This window comes from Desulfatiglans parachlorophenolica (assembly GCF_055394735.1).
Genome location: NZ_AP042460.1, coordinates 4,619,308 through 4,637,621 on the forward strand (window position 1 = coordinate 4,619,308; position 18,314 = coordinate 4,637,621).

Genomic DNA, 18,314 nt, shown 5'->3' on the forward strand with positions numbered 1-18,314 from the left:
AAAAAAGCCTTTTTCCGATGGATCTATTTGAGCATCTCCTTGGCGTGTGCCAGGGCGTGGGGCGTGATTTCCCGGCCGGCCAAAAGCCTTGCGATCTCTTTCACACGGCTTTCGGGATCGAGCGGCAGGATGCTGGTCTGCGTCCGTGACCCGACCAGGTCCTTGCGGACCAGGAAATGAGACGACCCCTGGCTCGCGATCTGGGGCAGGTGGGTGATGCATATGATCTGATGATACCGGGAGAGGGCCGTGATCTTTTCGCCCACGATCTGGGCGGTTGCCCCGCTGATGCCGGCATCCACCTCGTCGAAAATGACCGTTTCGACGGAGGCGCTCTGGGCGAGAAGCGTTTTGAGCGCCAGCATGATGCGCGAGAGTTCTCCGCCTGAGGCGATTTTGGCCAGAGGTCTGAAGCCTTCCCCGGTATTGGGGGCGAGGAGAAATTCAACCTGGTCCAGGCCATCCATAGGGAGATGGCCATTTCGGGCGGTGCCCTCGACCGGATTCCCCTCGAGAGGGGTGGGCGCCTGAAAGGCCACCGTGAACCGAGTGCCTTCCATGTGAAGCATACGGAGTTCCTTTTCCATCTGAGACTCCATTTTCCGCGCGCTTTCCCGCCTGAGTTCAGACAGCTCGGCTGCCTGCAGAGAAAGCTCCCCCATACACTCGTCGGCCCGTTCCTTGAGTCGCGCGGCCTCGTTCCGCCTTTGCTCGAGATCTTCAGAAACCTTTGCCAGCGTATCCCGAAGAAGCAGGATATCCTTGATCGAACGGCCATACTTGCGCTTCAGCTGATGGATCTGTTCCAGCCGGTCTGTCACCTGGGTGAGCCTTTCGGGCTCGAGTGGAATGGTGTTCTGAAAATCCCGCAGTGCGAAGGCGACATCCTCCAGCCTCGCGTCGACCTCCAGCAGGGTGTCGAGGAGAGGGGCCAAAGCGGGATCCAGGTCGGCGCCTCGTTCCAGTTGTTTGCGGCAATAGGCCAGTTGGGCGAGGATGGAATCCGACCGTTCGTACAGACGATGGTAGGTCTCGGCTGACATCTTGAGCAGGTTCCCCGCGTTTTGCAGGCGCCTGCGTTCCCTGACCAATTCCTCTTCTTCATCCTCCGCGAGCGAGGCCGCTTCGATCTCCTCGAACTGATACCGATTCAGTTCCTCCCGTTTTTCCATCTCGATAACCGCTGAACGGGTTTCCGCCGCCTGCCTTCGCAGGTTGCGACAGGTCTGCAGCTTCGCGTTGTACCGCTGCCTATCGGCCGTGAGTCCGGCAAAATCGTCCAGCAGGTAGAGGTGGTTATCGGGCCTGAGAAGCTGCTGGTGTTCATGCTGGCCTGAAATGCTTACCAGCACAGGGCCGAGCTTTGCCAGCATAGCGAGAGTGGCCATGACGCCGTTGACGAAGATCTTGTTGCGTCCCTCCCTGAAGATGGATCGGCGGACGAGCAGTTCACCGTCAAAAGGAAAACCCATGTCTTCGAGCAATGCCTGAACGCCCGTGTTTTCAGGCAGGGTGAAAAGGGCTTCCACGGTTGCCTCATCGGCTCCCGTGCGGATCAGATCCGCGGAGGCGCGTGCTCCCAGGATAAGATTTATGGCGTTTATAATGATCGATTTGCCGGCGCCGGTCTCCCCTGAAAAGATGCTCAGGCCTTGTCCTGGGGTGATCTCCGCGTGTTCGATGAGGGCGAAATTCGAAATGCCGAGATGAACCAGCATGGGTTGACTCCGCTTGATGGATGGAGCATGATCCTGCGAGGGCCTCGAGGGTCCGTTCAGGACCTATAGCAGCTTCAGACATGAATTTGAAGACCTATTTTCCCGGACGGCGCGGGGCTTAGGACTGGAAGATTCGGCAGAGGAAGACGCTTATGGTTGAAAGAGTCGATGAAAGGGCCTATCCACCCCGCCCGATCGTAGGGGTTGCAGCCGTTGTATTCGACCGGGAAGAGATCCTTTTGGTCCGGCGCGGCAAGCCACCCGCGAAAGGCCGGTGGAGCCTTCCGGGCGGGGCTGTGGAATTGGGCGAAACGCTCGTCGGGGCGCTGAAGCGCGAGATAAGGGAAGAGCTGTCTATCGAAGTCGATGTCGGCGGGTTGGTCGGTGTCTTCGACAAGGTCTTCCCGGATGACGCCGGTCGAATTGCGTACCACTATGTGTTGGTGGATTTTTGGGCTGAGCTTCGAGAAGGCATGCCAATTCCGGGCTCCGATATCGATGGCCTTCGCCGCATACCGGCATCTGATTGCAGCGATACCCTGCGGCTGGACGGCGCCCTCAGATCGGCAATCGCCTTTGCCGTCCGCCTGCGCTCGTCCGGTCGGGATTTTCCCCTTCCGGAAGGCCCTCTATTCGGGGCGGGTGTTTGATTGTCCATCCGGAAAGGGTCCTTCCTGCCGATCTCGGCGTCGATCATCTGCACCCGACCGTTACTCGATCAGGTGAAGAAACCTTTTCCAGTTGGGCCATGACCAGTAAATGATAAACGCTTCGCCCCTCAGGGACTCGACAGGGACAAAGCCCCAGAAACGGCTGTCGTAACTGTGGTCACGGTTGTCCCCCATCACGAAGAGGTGGTTGGCCGGGACCGTGATGGGCCCAAAATGATCCTTTTCCACAGCCGGAACGCCGTTGTCGCCTTCGCGGCCATAATGGCCGTGGGGGTCTTCCAGAAGCCTCCCGTTGATGTAGATCTCATGACCCATGATTTCGATGGTATCTCCGGGCAGTCCAATGACCCTTTTGATGAAGTCCTTGCTCTTGTCGAGGGGATAGATGAAAACGACCACATCGTTTCTTTCCGGGGTGCTTATCGGTACGATCGTTTTGTTGATGAAAGGGATCTTGATCCCATAGATGAATTTGTTGACCAGGATGTGGTCCCCGACGAGAAGGGTCGGTTCCATGGATCCTGATGGGATTTTGAAGGCCTGCACGACAAAGGTTCGAATGAAGAGCGCCAGAAGGATGGCGATGACGGCTGCCTCGGCATATTCGCGGATCAACCCCTTCTTTTTGGGCGTGATTTTTCGCTGATCGGTATCCAAATGTTGCCTCCATAAGGTGATCGAAAAATCTAATCCCTCATGACGGTGAATGTAAAGGTATTTTTCCTGTAAACCACTGGAGTGGATCATCCCTTTGGGATCGCAGGGGGGGACCGGCCAAGCATTTTGTGGACGTTGGGGGCTGCTCAGGCTTTTAGCTTGTATCCATCCGGAAATGATTTCCCTATAGAACCCAGTTTCCAATCCGGAAATGAGGATTTTTGGCCAATATCAAGGAAATCAAGCGTTTGTGCGGAGGCGACCTGCAGGTCGCCGCACAAGCAAACGTGCAGATTGACGCCGAGATTGGTCAAAAAGACCATTTCCGGATGGAAACTAGCTTGACAAATAAAGGGTTTTGGCTGATCTTTCTGGGCTACTGAGGTGTTCAAAAGGCAAAACCGCCAAAAGGCGGCGGCGCAAAGCTACGGATCTAAGGCCTGAGTGCTATGACCGCCGGGTTGCAATGCTTCGGTTGAAAGAGATGCTTCTGCCTCCCCGCTTTTTGCAGGCAATGTCTTGTTTGCCGCCTCGCCGCCTCCTTGAACCCGGCATGCAACTTATCCGGGAAGATAATGACTTGCACGTTTGAAGGCAAAACAGGAGCACCCATGCCCGGGAGATTGGCGTCCAGAGTCCAGTCGGTACTCCTTAAGCTGCAGAGATCGGTCGCGTTTGCAGAAACGGCTTGGAGTCCGCAGTATGGAAGGGCACTTCAGGGCCGGTGCATAGGCATTCAGGAGGAGCGATTCCGAAGTCAGACACCTCTATGCTACGGTGCCTCCCAGGCAGTTCCCATCCACAAAAAAAAATCGATCACGGACACCTTTCCGATCCGGAAGTGAAAATTTATGGGCAATTGGAGGAAAATCAGACGTTTTCGCGGCGGCGACCGGTAGATCGCTGTACAACCGAACGTCCGGATTGACGCCGAAATTGTCTCAAAAGACCATTTTCGGATGGAAACCAATCAAAGGCTTGGTTTGCTATGCCGGTAGCCAAACGAAATCAACTTGTCGGACTGGACATCGGGTCGCACTCGATCAAGCTTGTCGAGATGACTCAGACCCGAAAGGGGCGAATTCTCAAAAATATCGGGTTGGCGGTTTTGCCTCCCAAGGCGATTGTAGAAGGGGTCATTCGAGAACCGATTGCCGTCTCGGAGCTTTTGCGGGCTTTGTTCGAAAACCTGAAAATCCGAAACGGCAATGTTGCGACGTCTTTATCGGGGTATTCCGTCATTCTGAAGAAAATCAGTGTCAGGAGGTCGGAAAGCATCCCCTTGGAAAAACAGATTTATGAGGAGGCCGAACAATACATTCCGTTTGATGTAAACGAGGTCAATTTAGATTTCGATATTTTGGAAAGAAGCGAAACAGGCCCTGGCGAAACCGGGTTGGGAGCGCAGGGAGTGGAAGTCCTGGATGTGATGCTTGTCGCTGCGAAGAGAAAGATTGTGGAGGATTACGTTCAAGTCCTCGAAGAAGCCGGGATCAATCCTGTGGTATTGGATGTCGATGCGTTTGCCATGCAGAATGCCTTCGAGCTTTCATCGAAAGGAGAGGAGGGTTGCTACGCCCTGGTCAACGTAGGGGCCGAGGAACTTGGCATCAACATCGTCAAGGACGGGATCTCCATGTTCAGTCGCGATTCCTCCTTTGGAGGTTCGCAGATCACCGAATCGGTCATGGCCCAATTCGGGGTGAACTTCGGTGAGGCCGAACGGATCAAACTGGGGGGGCAGGCGGTCCAGGATGTGGAGAAACTGCGCGGGATTTTCCAGAAGGTGGTGGAGAGCTGGATTAGGGAAGTCTCCCGTGCGCTTGATTTTGTTAGAAGTGCCTACCCTGAAGCGGATATCGGAAAGATCTATGTTTGTGGAGGTTCGTGCCGCATCCCGGGTTTCCAGTCGTACCTTCAGAAAGAAACGGGATTGAAGGTGGCGGAGATCAATCCTTTCAAGAATCTCGTCGTCGATGAAACGATGATCGATCCAAATTACCTCCAATCCGTGGCTTCACAAGCGGTCATTGCTGTGGGCCTTGCTCTCCGAAGCATTGGTGACAAATGATCCGGATTAATCTCCTTCCTTTCAGGGCCGCCAAGCGAAAAGAAGATGTCAGGCGGCAAATCAGCGTCTTTCTCCTGTCGATTGTTTTTGTTCTGTCGTTGATGGGCTATGCCTATTTCAATCTGTCCGGCCGTTTGAATCGTTTGAATGATGAAAAGGCTCACAAGACCGGCGAGATGCAGCAATTTGCGCATGTGAACAAACAAATTCATGAGATCAAGGAAAAGCTCGAAATGGTCCGCAGCCGTCTGGGAGTCATAGAAGAACTGGAACTGCAGAAGCAGGGACCTGTTCGTTTGTTGGATGACATTGCACAGGCTGTGCCCCCGCAGCGATTATGGCTCGATTCCCTGCAGGAAAACAGCGGACTTTGTACATTGAGCGGTACGGCCAAAGATCATGAAACCATTGCAGCGTTCATGACCAACCTGGAAAAGGCGAACACGATTGTTTTTGTGGATCTTGAAAGCGCGCAGTTGAAGTCTTTTGCCCAATACGATAAGGATCTCGTCGGTTTTACGGTTGGATGCAAGACGTATGCTTTCAAGGAACCACCTCCCCCGGACGCGGCTTCGGGGAAAAAACCGCCTCAGAGGAGATAGCTTGTTTGCATACGGAGATAGTCTCTTTGGCCAATCTTGGCGGCAATCCGCACGTTTAATTGTGCGGATTGCGTTGACATTTTTCCAAAAATCCTCATTTCCGGATTGGGAAAGGGGTCGTGCTGGATAAAGCATTTCCGGATGATCCAGCTGAATCCATCCGGGAATCACTGTCCATGATGTGCTGGATTTCATCTCCGGATCAGGGTTGCTAGCGGCCAAGGGCTCATCCTTGGATCTGGGGTCGGGCGGCGGATTTTTCCCGTGCGAGGGGTGGGCTTATTGTATCGATGGAATGGTTTTTGAAAGTGGAGATCAGGCGGCGTAATGAAAGGTGCAGCACTGATTGAGCAGATAGCAAGGGTCGGTCGGTGGCAGAGATTCGGTATCTTCATCGGTACGATCGTTGTCATGGGGGCCGTCTTTTTTTATCTGGTCTATATGCCGTTGGCGGGGAACATTTCAAATCTGGAAGAGGAGATCGAAAGACTGACGGGGCAGATTGCCCAGTCCCGGATCAAGGCCCGCAACCTTGCGCTGCTCGAAGAGGAGTGGCGCAATGTCGACGCACGGTTTCAGGAGGCGTTGAGGATTCTTCCCGATTCGCGGGAGATTCCCACCCTTCTGCGCAGTATCACGCGGAAGGGGGAAGAATCGCGGCTGGAGTTTCTGCTTTTCAATCCGCAGAAAGAAATCGAAGGGGACTTCTTTGTGGAGATCCCTGTAGCGATAGAAGTCAAGGGACCCTATCACGATGTCGTCCATTTTTTGAGCAGGCTCAGTTCGATGGAGCGGATCGTGAACGTGTTGAATGTGTCCATGAGGCCTGAAAAGCCGCTGTCGTCGGTCTTGATCACCAGGTGTACAGCGGTGACTTATCGCTTCAAAGGGGAGGTCAGTGAAGGAGAGAGACCGAAAGATCGTCCGTAGGTGGATGGACTGTCGCCTTTTCCTGATGGCGGCAATCTGTGCTGCAGCGTCCGCCTTTGCCGCCGGCGATGGGGATCGTCTTATCTTTAAGAAAGAGCGTCCAAAAAAGGAACTGATTCATGTCCAGGATGCGGGCGGTGGAGACTTCCGCCCCGTGGCGAAACTGGATCCTTTCAAGCCCTTTCTGGTTACAGAGGAAGAGGCCGATCGTAATGCGGTCGGCGGCGATCTCCTGCACGTGGCGGGTGCATCGGAGGGGGAGGGGCCACGAACGGAGTTGCAGCGGATAGCACTTCAAGAATTGATCCTGTGTGCGATCATCAAGAAGGGAGAGCGGCTGGTTGCGCTTGTCCAATCTTCAGATGGGCGCGGATATTTCGTTGAGAAGGGAATGGGGATCGGCATGCAGGGGGGTGTCGTCAAAGATGTCGTCAGCGAGGATCGCGAGACCCCTTTCGGGCTCGTATCGGTTCGAAAGATTGTTGTGGGGGAGCCCCGCGTCACCCGCGAGGGCGAGGTGACGGAGATATTGATCGAAATGAGCCTGCCATCCGGCGGATTGAAGGGCTAGTTTCCATCCGGAAATGGTCTTTTTGGCCAATCTCGGCGTCAATCTGCACGTTTGCTTGTGCGGCGACCACCAGGTCGCCTCCGCGCAACCGCTGGATTTCCTTGATATTGGCCAAACCGGGACCTGCCGTGGAGCAGTCGGACTGAGCGGCGAAGCCGGTGAAGAAAAATCCTCATTTGCGGATTGGAAACGAGGTCGTGCTGGGTAAAGCATTCCCGGATGGACACTGGGTAGGATCCGCAGGGGGAAGGGTTTCATTTGGCTGTCAGGTGGTAGGATTGGGAGAAATGTTTACACCTTCGGGGGTTGAAATGTCGGTTTGGCATAAGGTCTTTTTATTTCTGGCGGCGATGTCTATTTTGAGCAGCTGTTCAACCGCTCCGGATGTACGTGAGACGCTGCCGCCTGTCGTTACTGGGGCGGCCGTGGATCAGATGGAAAAGGTTGTGGTTTTGCCCCTGACTGACAGGATGTCTTCGGCCTCCGCCTACACTTATGCGTCGCGGGGTGAGACAGTCGACAGAATACTGTATGAGGAGCTTTACAGGATCGGGTTCTATCCTGTTCCACGGGATGACGTGCTTTCGTTCCTTTCCGAGCAGGGGATTGTGCAGCTGTATGGAGGTGTGTCCAGTGAAACGCTGACTCTTCAAAGGGAACTTCGCAGCGGCGACTGGTCCGAAACCATGCAGCGTGAACTGATTCGGGCTATTGAAGATAACCGGCAGGCAGACCGTATGCGGGGCGAGGGGGTCAGGTCGAGGCCGGGTTCTGTCGCCATGGATCACGTTCTCTTGTCGAAGTTGGGTGGTCATTTCGCTGCCCCCTACGTTTTGTCAGGCGGGGTGTCTTCTTTTGGCATCCGGTGGGAGGAAAGTTTCGATCCCCTTCAAATCGGTTTGTTTCCGTTGCTTTTCAAGTCAGGAGGCCGCACCTTGTTTGGTGCGATCGATCTGGCGAGCTACGGGGCACAGGAGGAAAGCCCTTTTCCTGCCGCGGCTGCGGGTCGGGTCCCGAACGCCACGGTCAATCTCTGGTTGCGAGCGCAGGATTCGGAGACGGGAGAGACATTCTGGATGAACCGTGTGGAGGTACGCTCAAAGGCTCATTCGATTTATCATGTTCCGGAGCGTGATGACCTTTTCGATGCATCCATGCGGCGCGCTGCAGCGAGCCTCCTGGAGGATTTTTTCCAGACGGCGGTGGCTTACCGAAATCGGCTGCAGGTTGTAAGGGAGGAGTTCGAGTCGGGCGACCGGAGCGAGGATGCGATGGGGGCGCTCGAGGCTGCAGAGGAGGCACGGCGCGCCTCGCAAGAGGCTAAGGAAGCTGCCCGGAATGCCGCCCGATCGGCTGAGAAGGCCGAGGCGATCTTCGAGAAGGTCATAGTCAAGTGACCTGTGCTTTGTCGGGCTGTATACGCGGAGGTTTGAGGAGGAAAGATTGATGGCCAGAGTATGGATGCCCATAGCGGCCTTCTTGATATCCTGGATCGGCATGGCGCATGCCGGAGAGATATCGCGCATTCAGGTGATCGAAAAGACGGTCGAAAAAGTTGTGATCCTAATCGAAGGGAATTATCGCGCCTATCAGGCGCATGGAAGATCTGATCCAGCCCGCCTTGGAATTGATTTGGAAGCGGCTCGAATGGGAAAAGAGGTCTCGAAAACCATCGCAGTCGATGGCCGCGTGGTATCGCGCATCGAGGCAGGGGATACGGAAAAGGGCACACGCGTGGTTGTCTATTCCGCCGAGCCGGCCCGGCTTTTCGACTTCGAGATCGAGGAAGAAAGCGCCCGCTTGAGGGTTACCTGCAGGCCTGCAAAAAGTGCAAACGTTGCACATGTGGAACCAAGGGAAAAAGCTGTTGGCGCAGGGACAGCGTGGCTCTCCAAAGAAGATTACCCGACCTCTCCTCGGTTTTCTCAATCTGAGACAGAGGGGAGAGAAGCGCCCGACCAGGTTGTGACTTACAGCGGAGAAAAGGTGACCCTCGATTTCTATAAGACGGATATCCACAACGTCTTCAGGCTTTTTGCCGAGATCAGCGGAAAGAATATCATCGTCGACGAACGGGTGGGCGGAGAGTTGACGCTGGCTTTGAAAGAGGTCCCGTGGGATCTGGCTATGGAGATCATTCTTGAGGCCAAAGATCTCATGAAGGAGGAGAAGGAAAATATCTTCATCATCCGCCCGAAACCCGAAAAGAAGGAAGGCGGCGAGGGTATCCTGGTTGTGCGAAGATTCGAGGAGGGATCTCTGGAGGCGGCTCAACGCTCGAAGGAAGAAAGGGATCATCGTCAGGACACGCTCAGTTTGCTCGTCGAGGCCCGGGAGGCGGAAAAGAAACGCACGATCGATGAAGCGCTGGCGCTTTACGAAAGGGCTTTTCTCCTTTGGAAGGACAATCCCAACCTTCTGAAGGAAAACATAGATGTCCTGAAACGGATGGCGTATCTCTTTTACACTATTGGGAACGCGGCGAAGACGCGCTATTTCGCCGCCGAGGCCCTTGATCTGAACCCGACGGACGCCGATTCGGCGCATTATGCGGCGCTTGCTGCCGCAAAGCTTGGGAACGAGGATGATGCCAGGCTGTTTTTCGATATTGCGATCCGGAGCGGCCGGCCTCTTCTGCCGGAAGCTTTCTACAATTATGGTCTATTTCTGGAGGAATCCGGAGATACAGGCGATGCGCTTTTTTTGTTTCAGAGATATGAAGAGCTTTTCGGACCTTCGGCGGGGAGCAGCCTCGCCATCGCACGGCTGAGTGAAGCGCAGGGAAATACAACTAAGGCATGTGAAAAATACAAGGAAATCAGCCGGGGTGGTGTTACGTTGGATGAAAGTGAGGCCGACCTGGTGCGCCGGAAGATCGAGGCACTTTGTTATCATGGGAGATAAAGCGATGAAGGGTTTGCTTTGGTGTCTCATTGGCATAGTTTGTGTGATCCTGCTCTTTCCTGCTTGCAAGACCACATGCCCGCAGCCTTCGGTGAAGGAGTCGGCGCAGGCGGAGCTGGAAACCACGCCGATGGGCCCGGCAACCAGTGAAGAGAGGCGTCCCAGGGAACCAGAAGCCGCTCAACCGGCAGGGGACCGTACATACCGGCTGCGTGCGCTTGATTTCCAAATCAAGGAGGGGCTTCCCTATCTGCCGACCGGTGCGCAGATCTTTACAAACGAAGGCAAGGTGTCGCTTAGCAAAGTGATGAAGGAATTGGCGAGCCTTAAAGGATACTCCGTTAGTTGGGCGGATGATGTCAATCAGGAGCAGCTGGTCGATGTGGATATCAGGCCGGAGGACAATTACTGGGATGCTTTGAACAACATCCTGCGTCAGTTGGATTGCTTCTATACCCTGCGCGAACAGACCATTGTCGTAAAATACAAAGAAACCAAAGAATATCGGCTGCCGATTCCGTTTTTGAATGAAGAATTCAACACCTCTATTGGAGGGAATTTACTCGGGGGCGGAGAGGTCAAGGGAAAAATGAGAGGTGAGGTGCTGATCAGCAACTCCGTTCGCGAACCGATGGATTTCTGGAAGATGCTGGAAGAGAATCTGACCAGGATGATCCAGGTGGGCGGGGGCGGCGGTTATTTCGTAGCGGATCGGCCATTGGGGACGATTACGGTTACGGCGACTCAGACGACGCACAAAAGGGTCAGTGAGTATCTGGAAAGCCTGAGACGGCAGGTATACCGGCAGGTTGTCATCGAGGCCAAGATACTTGAGGTCATTCTGGACCAACGCTCGGAGATGGGTATCGATTGGGACGGACTTTTCAACAATGTCCTTTCCGGCACCATCGAATTTGGACAGGGGGGGGCGATCTATCCGTCGGACGGCGTCAAGTTCATCAGTAAGGTAAGCCTGGATCCCTACAAATTCGATCTGGTGCTGTCAGCACTGAAGCAGTACGGCGAGACTCAAATCCTCTCCAATCCGAAGATCAGTCTTCTGAACGGGCGAGGCGCCACCATAACCGTGGGTGAGAATATCACCTACATCGACAAGGTGGAGACAACGGTCGACTCAGAGACCATGACCGTCACGTACACCGTCACGACGGCTTCCGTGCTCTCGGGGGTCGGGCTTGCCGTGATGGCGAATATCATCGATGACGACGAGGTCATTCTTTATATCGTACCTATTACTTCGGAGCTTCAGGAACCGATCGAATACAGGCAGTTCGGCGTGTCTGGTGAAGGGGCGGAGGTGGGCCTGCCACGCGTTCGTTTGAAAGAAATGGCGACATTTGCCAAGTTGAGGGATGGACAGGGTTTGATCATCGGGGGCTTGATCGACAAGCTGAAAGCGACAGAGGAAAAGAAGACCCCGCTGCTCGGAGATATTCCTTACCTCGGAAGGCTTTTCACGTGGGAGAAAAAGCAGGACACAACCCGGGAACTGGTGATTCTGCTTCGGCCTAGGATTGTCCAGAGTGGTTGGGATTAATCCATTTTTATTTGGGGGGTGAACTCAGAGCAAACGCTTGATTTGCTAGGTGTTGGCAGGAAATCCTCATTCCTGGATTGGAAACTGGATCGCACCGGATTATCCCGGATGGTCAGCGATTCCGATTTGCTGACCTCAAACAGGGATCAGGCCGCTAACGGAAGGTTCCGCAGGATCGACGGGAGATCCAGCAAACGCTCGGCACGCCAGGGGGTTTTGAGCGACGGATTCCGATAGGCTATAAAGGGGACCCCTGCCGCCGCGGCCGTTTCGGAATCGACCTCGGAATCACCCACATAGGCCGTCATGGCCGGCTCCAGCTCGAAGGCTTCCAGGATCTTCAACAAGGGTTCAGGATGAGGTTTGGGGTTTTGCACATCGAGAGAGGAAACCACGACGGAAAAGAATTCACGTAGCGCGAAGGCATCCAGCACGTCATGAATGCTGCTGGTGCGGTTAGTGGCGACGGCCAGCCTGTAGTTCAGTCCGAGTGTTTCGAGGATCTCCAAGAGTCCGGGTTCCATCACCATTTTTCCGATAAAAGGTCTGTAGTCGACCTCATGCCGATAAGCCAGGGCTGCATCGACATGGGGCGTATGACGGAAGATCCTCCGAACGGATCGTTCGGTGGTGTGCATATGTACGTAGGGAATGTCTTCTGGCGAGAGTGCGGGCAGATCGAAATGTGACAGGAGATGGTTATAATAGGCCATGTTCGCTTCGCGCGAGTCGAATAACACACCGTCACAGTCGAAGATGATGGCAGCTTTTCGTGTCATAGCGATTTGCCGGTTTACCTGAATGTATGTTCATCTGCGGAAACGACGGCCGACGGAATGAAAATTTGCCTTATGGAAACACAAAGACCGCCTGCCGCCATCCGGCGAAGAAAGATACCGCATGTTTTCAGGGATTTTGCTGGAGGTGATCCGGAAAGGTCGATTGATAAAGCCAACAAACAGCAGCAAACCGGCCGATCGAGAACATCACAAGGTCGCCGGTTCGCTGCAAAGGGTATACGGCATCGATGCTGTCAAGCGGATCTCAGTGGTGGAAGTGCCTTTCACGCATAAACCCCATCATCTGCAGGACGGTCTTTGCAGCGGCAATCGTGAGACCCGTACCGATAATGATCAGCACGAGATAGAACAGCCCCAGAAATATATAATGATCTGCATTCCACAGCCACTCAAAAACAAACGGAAACATATTTTTCTCCCTTCAAGGCACCGGGGGGGCGCCTATTCGACGACCGGGTTCAGTTCTCTTTCCTTCGGGAAAATAGGCAGGTAGCGATAAGAAAGAGAGAAAAGCAAAAAACCGTAACCAATCACGGCCAGGGAAATGCCCCATTCCTGCCAGGTGGGCAGGTAGCTCATGAATTCATCGAATGGCATGACGGGGATTGCGAGGGTTACGATGGTGAAGGTGAACCGATTCAGGACGATCCCGGTGCAGTTCATCAGACATCCGGTGATGAGCCAGCCTTCGCTTTTTCGTGCGCTTGGGGTCAGAAGTATGATCGCGGGAATGATGCCGAAGACGCCGATCTCGAGGACGAGCAGCCAGACACCGTAGGGGCCTTCCTTGAAGTAATCCATGAACGTCAGCCCTGCGGCAGGACTGATTCCGTAGATCCACCCGAGGGTGTCGGCGATTTTTAGAATGATGTAGACACCCAGCAATGACCCCGAGATCTTGGCCAACGTCTGAAAGGCTTTATCCGGGACCAGGCGTTTACGGGTAATGGCCTGAGCCAATTTGGTGCAGAGGATGGTGAAAGAAGGTCCGGCGGCAATGGCGGACAGGATAAAAAGGAAAAAGGTCCAGGGCCAGACGTAGAAACCCTCACGGAATGCGAAGGGACGGGCGTACATGACCCCGTAGAGACCGCCGAGCGAGCCTTGGTGAAAAAAGGAAAGAAAGGTGCCGGTGGCGGCGAAAATGGCCATGATCCCATGCAGGTTTTGCCCGAAAAGGCGCAGAGGCTTGACTTTTTCGATCTGGGGATTTTCGAGGATCAGGGGGATGTATTCGATCAGCAGGACGCCCAGATAACAGGTGATGCAAAAGGACACTTCAGCCAGCATGGAATGCACATTGACATGCCAGAAGATGAACCAGCCGCGGATTGGTTGGCCGATATCGATCCCGAGCATTGCAACGGCGCCGGAATAACAGATGAATCCGATGATCACGGCGGCATTGATGATGTCCTTGAGTTCTTTACGGCCGACGATATAGGTCAAGAAGCCGGTGAAGAAGGCCCCGGCGCCGAGAGCGATAATCGCGAGGTCGAACACGATCCATAAGGCGAAGGCGAAGTAGTCGGACATGTTGGTCTGGTTGAGGCCCTTCCAGAGGCAAAGAAGGGCCGAAATGCCTCCCCAGAGCAGCAGGGCGAGCCAGGGTAGGGTCCAAAAGAAGAATGCCTTGGGCGAACATCTTTTGACGCCTTCTGGAATCAATACGGAATCCATGAATCGATCCTCCTGTTGAGGTATGCAGCAAAATGGGCGGGTTAGCCCATTTTCACCTTTGTAACGGGTTCATACTGGCCGGGCAGAAAGTTGTCTCCGAGTTCCCGCACCCAGTCCTTGCTCGAAAGGTAATAGACTTTGGGTTCTGTGCCGAGTTTCTCGAGAAGGCGGAAGGCATACGGGCTCTTGATCAACTTCGCTACCTTGTGATCGGGGTTGTTGAGATCGCCGAAGGTGATCGCCTGTGCAGGGCAGGCTTCGGTACAGGCGGTGATATATTCTCCCTCTTCCAATTCACGCCGGCCTTCGGCATAGGCCTTTGTTTTGGCACGCATCAAACGATGATGACAGAATGTGCACTTTTCAACGACCCCCCGCATCCGGGGGGAGATCTCGGGTGACAGATAGCGGGTCATCCCTTTGCTCTTGGGAAAATAGCCGTCCCACCAGTTAAAGACGCGGGCATGGTAGGGACAGGCGGCCATGCAGTAACGGCAGCCGATACACCGGGTGTAGATCTGGCTCACGATCCCGGTTTCATAACTCATTTCCGTCGCTGTAGCAGGGCAGACGGAGACGCACGGTGTATGATGGTCGCACTGCATGCAAGGCCGCGGAAAATAGCTGACCTCGGTCTCCGGGAAAGGTTTTCCGTTGGTGACCTTGTAAAGGCGCATCCACGTGAGCCGACGCTGCGGATCCGATTCGTCAGGGCGGACCGAGACGTTGTTTTCGACACTGCATGCCACCATACAAGTGCCGCATCCCGTGCACTTGTCCAGATCGATGACCATGCCGTAGCTGTGGCCATTGGCAGGTTTCTCTTTCACGATCTACCTCGCTGCTAGACTTTGTTTAATTGGACAGGGGTCTTCCACCAGACCGGCAGGCCGCTCAGAGGGTCGGCCCCGGCTGTGATGATGTCATTGGGATTGACGCCCTTGTTGCGTGCAAATTCGTCGTAAGCGGTGTGTCCTAAACCAAAAGGCAGATAGACGACACCTGGCATAGCCCCCTCGAAGAGACAGATGCGCACCCGGACCTCGCCGGCCGCCGATTCCACTCGTACGAGGTCGTTCTGCTTCAGCCCGTAGGCCTTGGCGGTATCGGGATGGATCTCGGCGAAGGAGATGTCTTTCTGCAGTTGATCCGTGAACAGGGTCTTGTTCAGGAACGGCGGGTTGGGCAGCCAGGAGCTGACAAGGTTCAGCATGTCATATGGCACCATCACCAGGGGATACCGCGATGGGTCCGGAGGTGGCGAGGGTGGTGCATAATGCGGCGTGCAGACGAGGTCGGAGGATGGGGCTTTGTTCAGATCCTTCAACTTCATTTCCAGCCGGGTGGAGTAAAATTCGAACTGGCCTGTCGGGGTTCTGAATGTGGTCATGGCGGCCCGCTGATGGTCGAGGGGCTGGTACCAAAGGCCGGAGGCCTTGATTTTCTGCCACATGTCCTTTGAGGATTTGAAACCTGAATTGGATGGGGTAGAGGGTTTCCAGGCCCAGGGAGGCTGCGAGGGTTTGTATCGCACGAGCCCCCCGCCGGCCTCGAAAAGCCCCTCTGCCCGGAAGGCCATGACTTCTTCGAAGGTTTTCCAGGGAAAGGCGGCTTGGAGGGTATCGCCTATGCTGCGGGCAAGCTTCAGGATGGTCTCCCCCGCTTCCTGCGTCTGATAGAGCGGTTTGACCACCGGTTTGCCTAAGCCGTAGAGGGGATACTGAATCCCTCGTGGTTGGATGATCTCGTTCGTCTTCTCGAAGGCCATGTGGTCTGGAAGGACGAGGTCAGCCATGAAAGCGGTTTCGTCGCGGAAGGGGGAGAAGCTGACGATGAAAGGAATGGCCTTGAGCGCCCGGCGCATGGAGCCGCCGTCGGGCATGGTAAAGGCCGGATTGGCACCGAAGACCATCAGGAGTTCGACGGGGGATGGCGCGGCGGCCAGGACGGCTTCATTGAAACGGGTCAGGAGATTCGCAGCGAAGGGGCTGTTTTCGTCGCCTGCTGCCCCGACAGGTGCCTGTTTGAGACCGGCCTCGGCGGTGGCGTCGAGGGGCGTTTCCGGAAGCGCCTTCAGCGGGAGCCGGTCGAGGACCAGCACCCCTCCGGGCTTGTTGATGTTGGCCACCAAGGCATTCAGACTGTGGATGCACATGGATTCATAAAGGCTGCCATTCAAGTCGCCTTTGCCTTTTCCCCAGATGGCGACGGGGGCCTTGGCCTTGGCGAACGCCCGGGCCAGGGAGACGATCCGGTCGGCTGCTACACCGGTGATTTCCTGGACCTTTTGGGGTGAATATTCCGAGAGGGCCAATCCTTGCAGGCCTTGATGTTCTTTCCAGTCGGCGGCGTTCCACGGATGGAAGCCGAAGGTTTTCTGCTCGATGAAGTCCCTGTCGTACAGCCCATCCTTGATGATGACATGGGCGATGCCTAGGGCCAGGGCGGCCTCGGTGCCGGGAGCCGCTGCGATCCACTGGTCAGCCTTGGAAGCGGTGTTCGTGGCTCGGGATTCGATTTGAACCACGGTGGGCTTGTGTTTGTTTTCACGATCGTGCCACTTTCCCCAGAGCCCGAGGATGCGGCCCGGAGCGCCCCAGCCTTCGAGAAGCCCGCAGCCGAAGCTGAGGATGAAATCGGCGTTCTCGAGATCGTAAGCGATGGGCCCGTCTCCGCCTTGCATCAGGAGGTTGACCAACCGGTCCGTGTCTTCGAAGGAGGGGACGCGAAGGTAATTGGGGCTGCCGACGGTTTGCAGAAGACGTTGAATCATCAGGGAGACTGTAGAGTCGACCGGGTTTCCATCGATCGCAGCCACGGCCTCAGGGCGGCCGTCTCTGCGCAGTGCGGTCAGGCGACCCACCAATATTTCCAAGGCCTCATCCCAGCTGATGTCCTGAAATATACCAGCGCCTCGGGGACCGACTCGCTTCATAGGACCGGTGAAGCGGATGTCCTCGTTGTACAGAAGCTGAAGGCTGCCCATGCCCAAAGGGCATAACCCACCGGGGTTGATGGGGTAATCTTCACGCCCCTCGACCTTGACGGCACGATCGTCGACTTTGCGGACTTCTATCCCGCAGCCCCCGGGACACAAAGCGCAGACAGATGCTTCCTGGTTGAAGGCCCCCTCGGCCGGAACGGGCACCCACGGCCAATTCTGGGTCCAGATGGCGATATCGTCAGTGATCTTCCAGGGCAGCGGTGTCACTTGAAGACCTACGGCGCCCCCGACCATCAGCTTGATGAAATTCCTTCTGTCTAGTTTCATCGCAATCATCCCCTTACTTGTGGCAGACGAAACAGGCGTTGTTCTGTTCCTGTCCCTTATCGGTGTGGCATTCGGCACAGTCGTCCATCTTCATCCGATCCCAGGTGTTCTCCTTGAGTCCGGAGATCCGCTTGCCCCAGATCATGCGGCTGTACCCGGTGAGGCGGTTCTCCTCGTAGGGCGGCAGGATCTCACTCTGGCCGTGGTCTCCGTGGCACACGCGGCATTCCATCTGCCCCATTTCTACATGGGCGATATGGGAAAAATAGACACAATCGGGCTGGCGATAATAAGACAGCCAGGGGATTTCCTTCTCATCGGCGACGTATTCCTTCAAAAAGGCCTGTTCAGCCTCGGTTTCCCCCATGGGCATCTCAGGGTCGTCATGGCACTGGGTGCAGTTTTCCAATTTCGGGATTCCTGCAAAGGTGCCGTCATCCCGGAACGCGTGGCAAAACTCGCACCGCTCGGCCTCGGTCTCGCCGTCAATGCCGAATACCCGCTCAGGATCCATGTGCAAGGCATGGTTGAAATTGATCGGCTGGGCCTGCTTGGAGTACAGCACCATGGGGAAAATGACCCACCCCACGATCAGGGATCCAATAAAACCCATAAGAAAAAAGATCCACCCACCCTTCGAAGGTTTTTCGGAGGAATCTGCTGGATTTTTCATGTGGTAAGGCCTCTTACGGAAAGGGTTTAGATTCTGCTCTGCTACCTGACTGACAATTTTTGCGTATTTACCTATTGGGCCGATTTTTGTCAAGCGGAAAAACCGGTTGGAAGAGGCGGGCTGGACCGGTCGGTGAGGGGATGCGACGGGGTTGCGGTCTCCCGCGGCAAGGCACTGCCCGAAACCTCAGGGCGATTTCAGGCAAGGC

18 protein-coding genes and 1 riboswitch are annotated in these 18,314 nt (G+C 55.2%); of the genes, 9 read left to right on the plus strand and 9 right to left on the minus strand.

The window, feature by feature from the left end; genetic code table 11:
* Nucleotides 1-23: 23 nt before the first annotated feature.
* The gene (gene recN / locus ACZ500_RS21470) at nt 24-1,718 is read right to left on the minus strand and encodes a DNA repair protein RecN (protein ID WP_464229467.1); all 1,695 of its coding nucleotides are present in this window, start codon (nt 1,716-1,718) and stop codon (nt 24-26) included.
* 152 nt (nt 1,719-1,870) lie between these two features.
* On the opposite strand from recN, the gene ACZ500_RS21475 reads away from it, so the two are divergent.
* Nucleotides 1,871-2,368 (plus strand): NUDIX hydrolase, encoded by a 498-nt coding sequence (locus ACZ500_RS21475; protein WP_464229468.1) that lies wholly within the window; start codon nt 1,871-1,873, stop codon nt 2,366-2,368.
* A gap of 60 nt (nt 2,369-2,428) precedes the next feature.
* On the opposite strand, the gene lepB is transcribed toward ACZ500_RS21475, so the two are convergent.
* Both lepB and ACZ500_RS21485 read right to left on the minus strand, forming a co-directional pair.
* A complete protein-coding gene (gene lepB / locus ACZ500_RS21480; protein ID WP_464229469.1) occupies nt 2,429-3,046 on the minus strand; it encodes a signal peptidase I in 618 nt (205 codons plus the stop codon).
* 146 nt (nt 3,047-3,192) lie between these two features.
* Entirely contained in the window at nt 3,193-3,369 is a 177-nt protein-coding gene (locus ACZ500_RS21485; protein WP_464229470.1) for a hypothetical protein, read from the minus strand.
* 61 nt (nt 3,370-3,430) lie between these two features.
* Nucleotides 3,431-3,515, plus strand: a riboswitch (cyclic di-GMP riboswitch).
* Between the two features lie 519 nt (nt 3,516-4,034).
* Here ACZ500_RS21485 and pilM point away from each other — a divergent pair.
* From pilM to ACZ500_RS21525, 8 genes are all read left to right on the plus strand, one after another.
* Nucleotides 4,035-5,117, plus strand: a complete 1,083-nt coding sequence (gene pilM, locus ACZ500_RS21490; protein ID WP_464229471.1) for a type IV pilus assembly protein PilM — start codon at nt 4,035-4,037, stop codon at nt 5,115-5,117.
* A complete protein-coding gene (locus tag ACZ500_RS21495) occupies nt 5,114-5,719 on the plus strand; it encodes a PilN domain-containing protein (RefSeq protein WP_464229472.1) in 606 nt (201 codons plus the stop codon). Before pilM ends, ACZ500_RS21495 begins: the two co-directional genes overlap by 4 nt.
* A 327-nt stretch (nt 5,720-6,046) precedes the next feature.
* Nucleotides 6,047-6,649, plus strand: a complete 603-nt coding sequence (locus ACZ500_RS21500) for a type IV pilus inner membrane component PilO (protein WP_464229473.1) — start codon at nt 6,047-6,049, stop codon at nt 6,647-6,649.
* Nucleotides 6,650-6,653: 4 nt separating this feature from the next.
* On the plus strand, nt 6,654-7,220 hold the full coding sequence (locus tag ACZ500_RS21505) for a pilus assembly protein PilP (protein WP_464229474.1): 567 nt from the start codon (nt 6,654-6,656) through the stop codon (nt 7,218-7,220).
* 13 nt (nt 7,221-7,233) lie between these two features.
* Nucleotides 7,234-7,428 (plus strand): hypothetical protein, encoded by a 195-nt coding sequence (locus ACZ500_RS21510; protein WP_464229475.1) that lies wholly within the window; start codon nt 7,234-7,236, stop codon nt 7,426-7,428.
* 142 nt (nt 7,429-7,570) lie between these two features.
* Entirely contained in the window at nt 7,571-8,617 is a 1,047-nt protein-coding gene (locus tag ACZ500_RS21515) for a hypothetical protein (RefSeq protein ID WP_464229476.1), read from the plus strand.
* Nucleotides 8,618-8,666: 49 nt separating this feature from the next.
* Entirely contained in the window at nt 8,667-10,124 is a 1,458-nt protein-coding gene (locus ACZ500_RS21520; protein ID WP_464229477.1) for an AMIN domain-containing protein, read from the plus strand.
* A 4-nt stretch (nt 10,125-10,128) separates the two neighbouring features.
* On the plus strand, nt 10,129-11,682 hold the full coding sequence (locus ACZ500_RS21525) for a hypothetical protein (RefSeq protein ID WP_464229478.1): 1,554 nt from the start codon (nt 10,129-10,131) through the stop codon (nt 11,680-11,682).
* Between the two features lie 146 nt (nt 11,683-11,828).
* On the opposite strand, the gene ACZ500_RS21530 is transcribed toward ACZ500_RS21525, so the two are convergent.
* The 6 genes from ACZ500_RS21530 to qrcA all read right to left on the minus strand — a co-directional run bounded on the left by ACZ500_RS21530 (nt 11,829) and on the right by qrcA (nt 18,106).
* Nucleotides 11,829-12,461 carry an HAD family hydrolase gene (locus tag ACZ500_RS21530; protein ID WP_464229479.1) on the minus strand — a complete coding sequence of 211 codons (633 nt, stop codon included), beginning with the start codon at nt 12,459-12,461 and terminating at the stop codon, nt 11,829-11,831.
* A 265-nt stretch (nt 12,462-12,726) separates the two neighbouring features.
* Nucleotides 12,727-12,891: a hypothetical protein gene (locus tag ACZ500_RS21535; protein WP_464229480.1), complete on the minus strand. Its 165-nt coding sequence runs from the start codon at nt 12,889-12,891 to the stop codon at nt 12,727-12,729.
* 32 nt (nt 12,892-12,923) lie between these two features.
* Complete coding sequence (gene qrcD, locus ACZ500_RS21540) at nt 12,924-14,162, minus strand: menaquinone reductase integral membrane subunit QrcD (protein WP_464229481.1); 1,239 nt, start codon at nt 14,160-14,162, stop codon at nt 12,924-12,926.
* A gap of 41 nt (nt 14,163-14,203) precedes the next feature.
* Nucleotides 14,204-14,956: a menaquinone reductase iron-sulfur cluster-binding subunit QrcC gene (qrcC, locus tag ACZ500_RS21545; protein ID WP_464233105.1), complete on the minus strand. Its 753-nt coding sequence runs from the start codon at nt 14,954-14,956 to the stop codon at nt 14,204-14,206.
* A 50-nt stretch (nt 14,957-15,006) separates the two neighbouring features.
* Nucleotides 15,007-17,433, minus strand: coding sequence for a molybdopterin-containing oxidoreductase family protein (locus ACZ500_RS21550; RefSeq protein ID WP_464229482.1), 2,427 nt, complete (start codon nt 17,431-17,433; stop codon nt 15,007-15,009).
* 13 nt (nt 17,434-17,446) lie between these two features.
* Entirely contained in the window at nt 17,447-18,106 is a 660-nt protein-coding gene (gene qrcA / locus ACZ500_RS21555) for a menaquinone reductase multiheme cytochrome c subunit QrcA (protein ID WP_464229483.1), read from the minus strand.
* Nucleotides 18,107-18,314: the final 208 nt, after the last annotated feature.

Excerpts from the sequence above, each read along its gene's own strand:
- recN (WP_464229467.1), bottom strand. The coding sequence starts at position 1,718 with ATGCTGGTTCATCTCGGCATTTCGAATTTCGCCCTCATCGAACACGCG.
- ACZ500_RS21475 (WP_464229468.1), top strand. The coding sequence starts at position 1,871 with ATGGTTGAAAGAGTCGATGAAAGGGCCTATCCACCCCGCCCGATCGTA.
- ACZ500_RS21485 (WP_464229470.1), bottom strand. The coding sequence starts at position 3,369 with ATGGTCTTTTTGACCAATCTCGGCGTCAATCTGCACGTTTGCTTGTGC.
- pilM (WP_464229471.1), top strand. The coding sequence starts at position 4,035 with ATGCCGGTAGCCAAACGAAATCAACTTGTCGGACTGGACATCGGGTCG.
- ACZ500_RS21495 (WP_464229472.1), top strand. The coding sequence starts at position 5,114 with ATGATCCGGATTAATCTCCTTCCTTTCAGGGCCGCCAAGCGAAAAGAA.
- ACZ500_RS21500 (WP_464229473.1), top strand. The coding sequence starts at position 6,047 with ATGAAAGGTGCAGCACTGATTGAGCAGATAGCAAGGGTCGGTCGGTGG.
- ACZ500_RS21505 (WP_464229474.1), top strand. The coding sequence starts at position 6,654 with ATGGACTGTCGCCTTTTCCTGATGGCGGCAATCTGTGCTGCAGCGTCC.
- ACZ500_RS21510 (WP_464229475.1), top strand. The coding sequence starts at position 7,234 with ATGGTCTTTTTGGCCAATCTCGGCGTCAATCTGCACGTTTGCTTGTGC.
- ACZ500_RS21515 (WP_464229476.1), top strand. The coding sequence starts at position 7,571 with ATGTCTATTTTGAGCAGCTGTTCAACCGCTCCGGATGTACGTGAGACG.
- ACZ500_RS21520 (WP_464229477.1), top strand. The coding sequence starts at position 8,667 with ATGGCCAGAGTATGGATGCCCATAGCGGCCTTCTTGATATCCTGGATC.
- ACZ500_RS21525 (WP_464229478.1), top strand. The coding sequence starts at position 10,129 with ATGAAGGGTTTGCTTTGGTGTCTCATTGGCATAGTTTGTGTGATCCTG.
- ACZ500_RS21530 (WP_464229479.1), bottom strand. The coding sequence starts at position 12,461 with ATGACACGAAAAGCTGCCATCATCTTCGACTGTGACGGTGTGTTATTC.
- ACZ500_RS21535 (WP_464229480.1), bottom strand. The coding sequence starts at position 12,891 with ATGTTTCCGTTTGTTTTTGAGTGGCTGTGGAATGCAGATCATTATATA.
- qrcD (WP_464229481.1), bottom strand. The coding sequence starts at position 14,162 with ATGGATTCCGTATTGATTCCAGAAGGCGTCAAAAGATGTTCGCCCAAG.
- qrcC (WP_464233105.1), bottom strand. The coding sequence starts at position 14,956 with ATGGTCATCGATCTGGACAAGTGCACGGGATGCGGCACTTGTATGGTG.
- ACZ500_RS21550 (WP_464229482.1), bottom strand. The coding sequence starts at position 17,433 with ATGAAACTAGACAGAAGGAATTTCATCAAGCTGATGGTCGGGGGCGCC.
- qrcA (WP_464229483.1), bottom strand. The coding sequence starts at position 18,106 with ATGAAAAATCCAGCAGATTCCTCCGAAAAACCTTCGAAGGGTGGGTGG.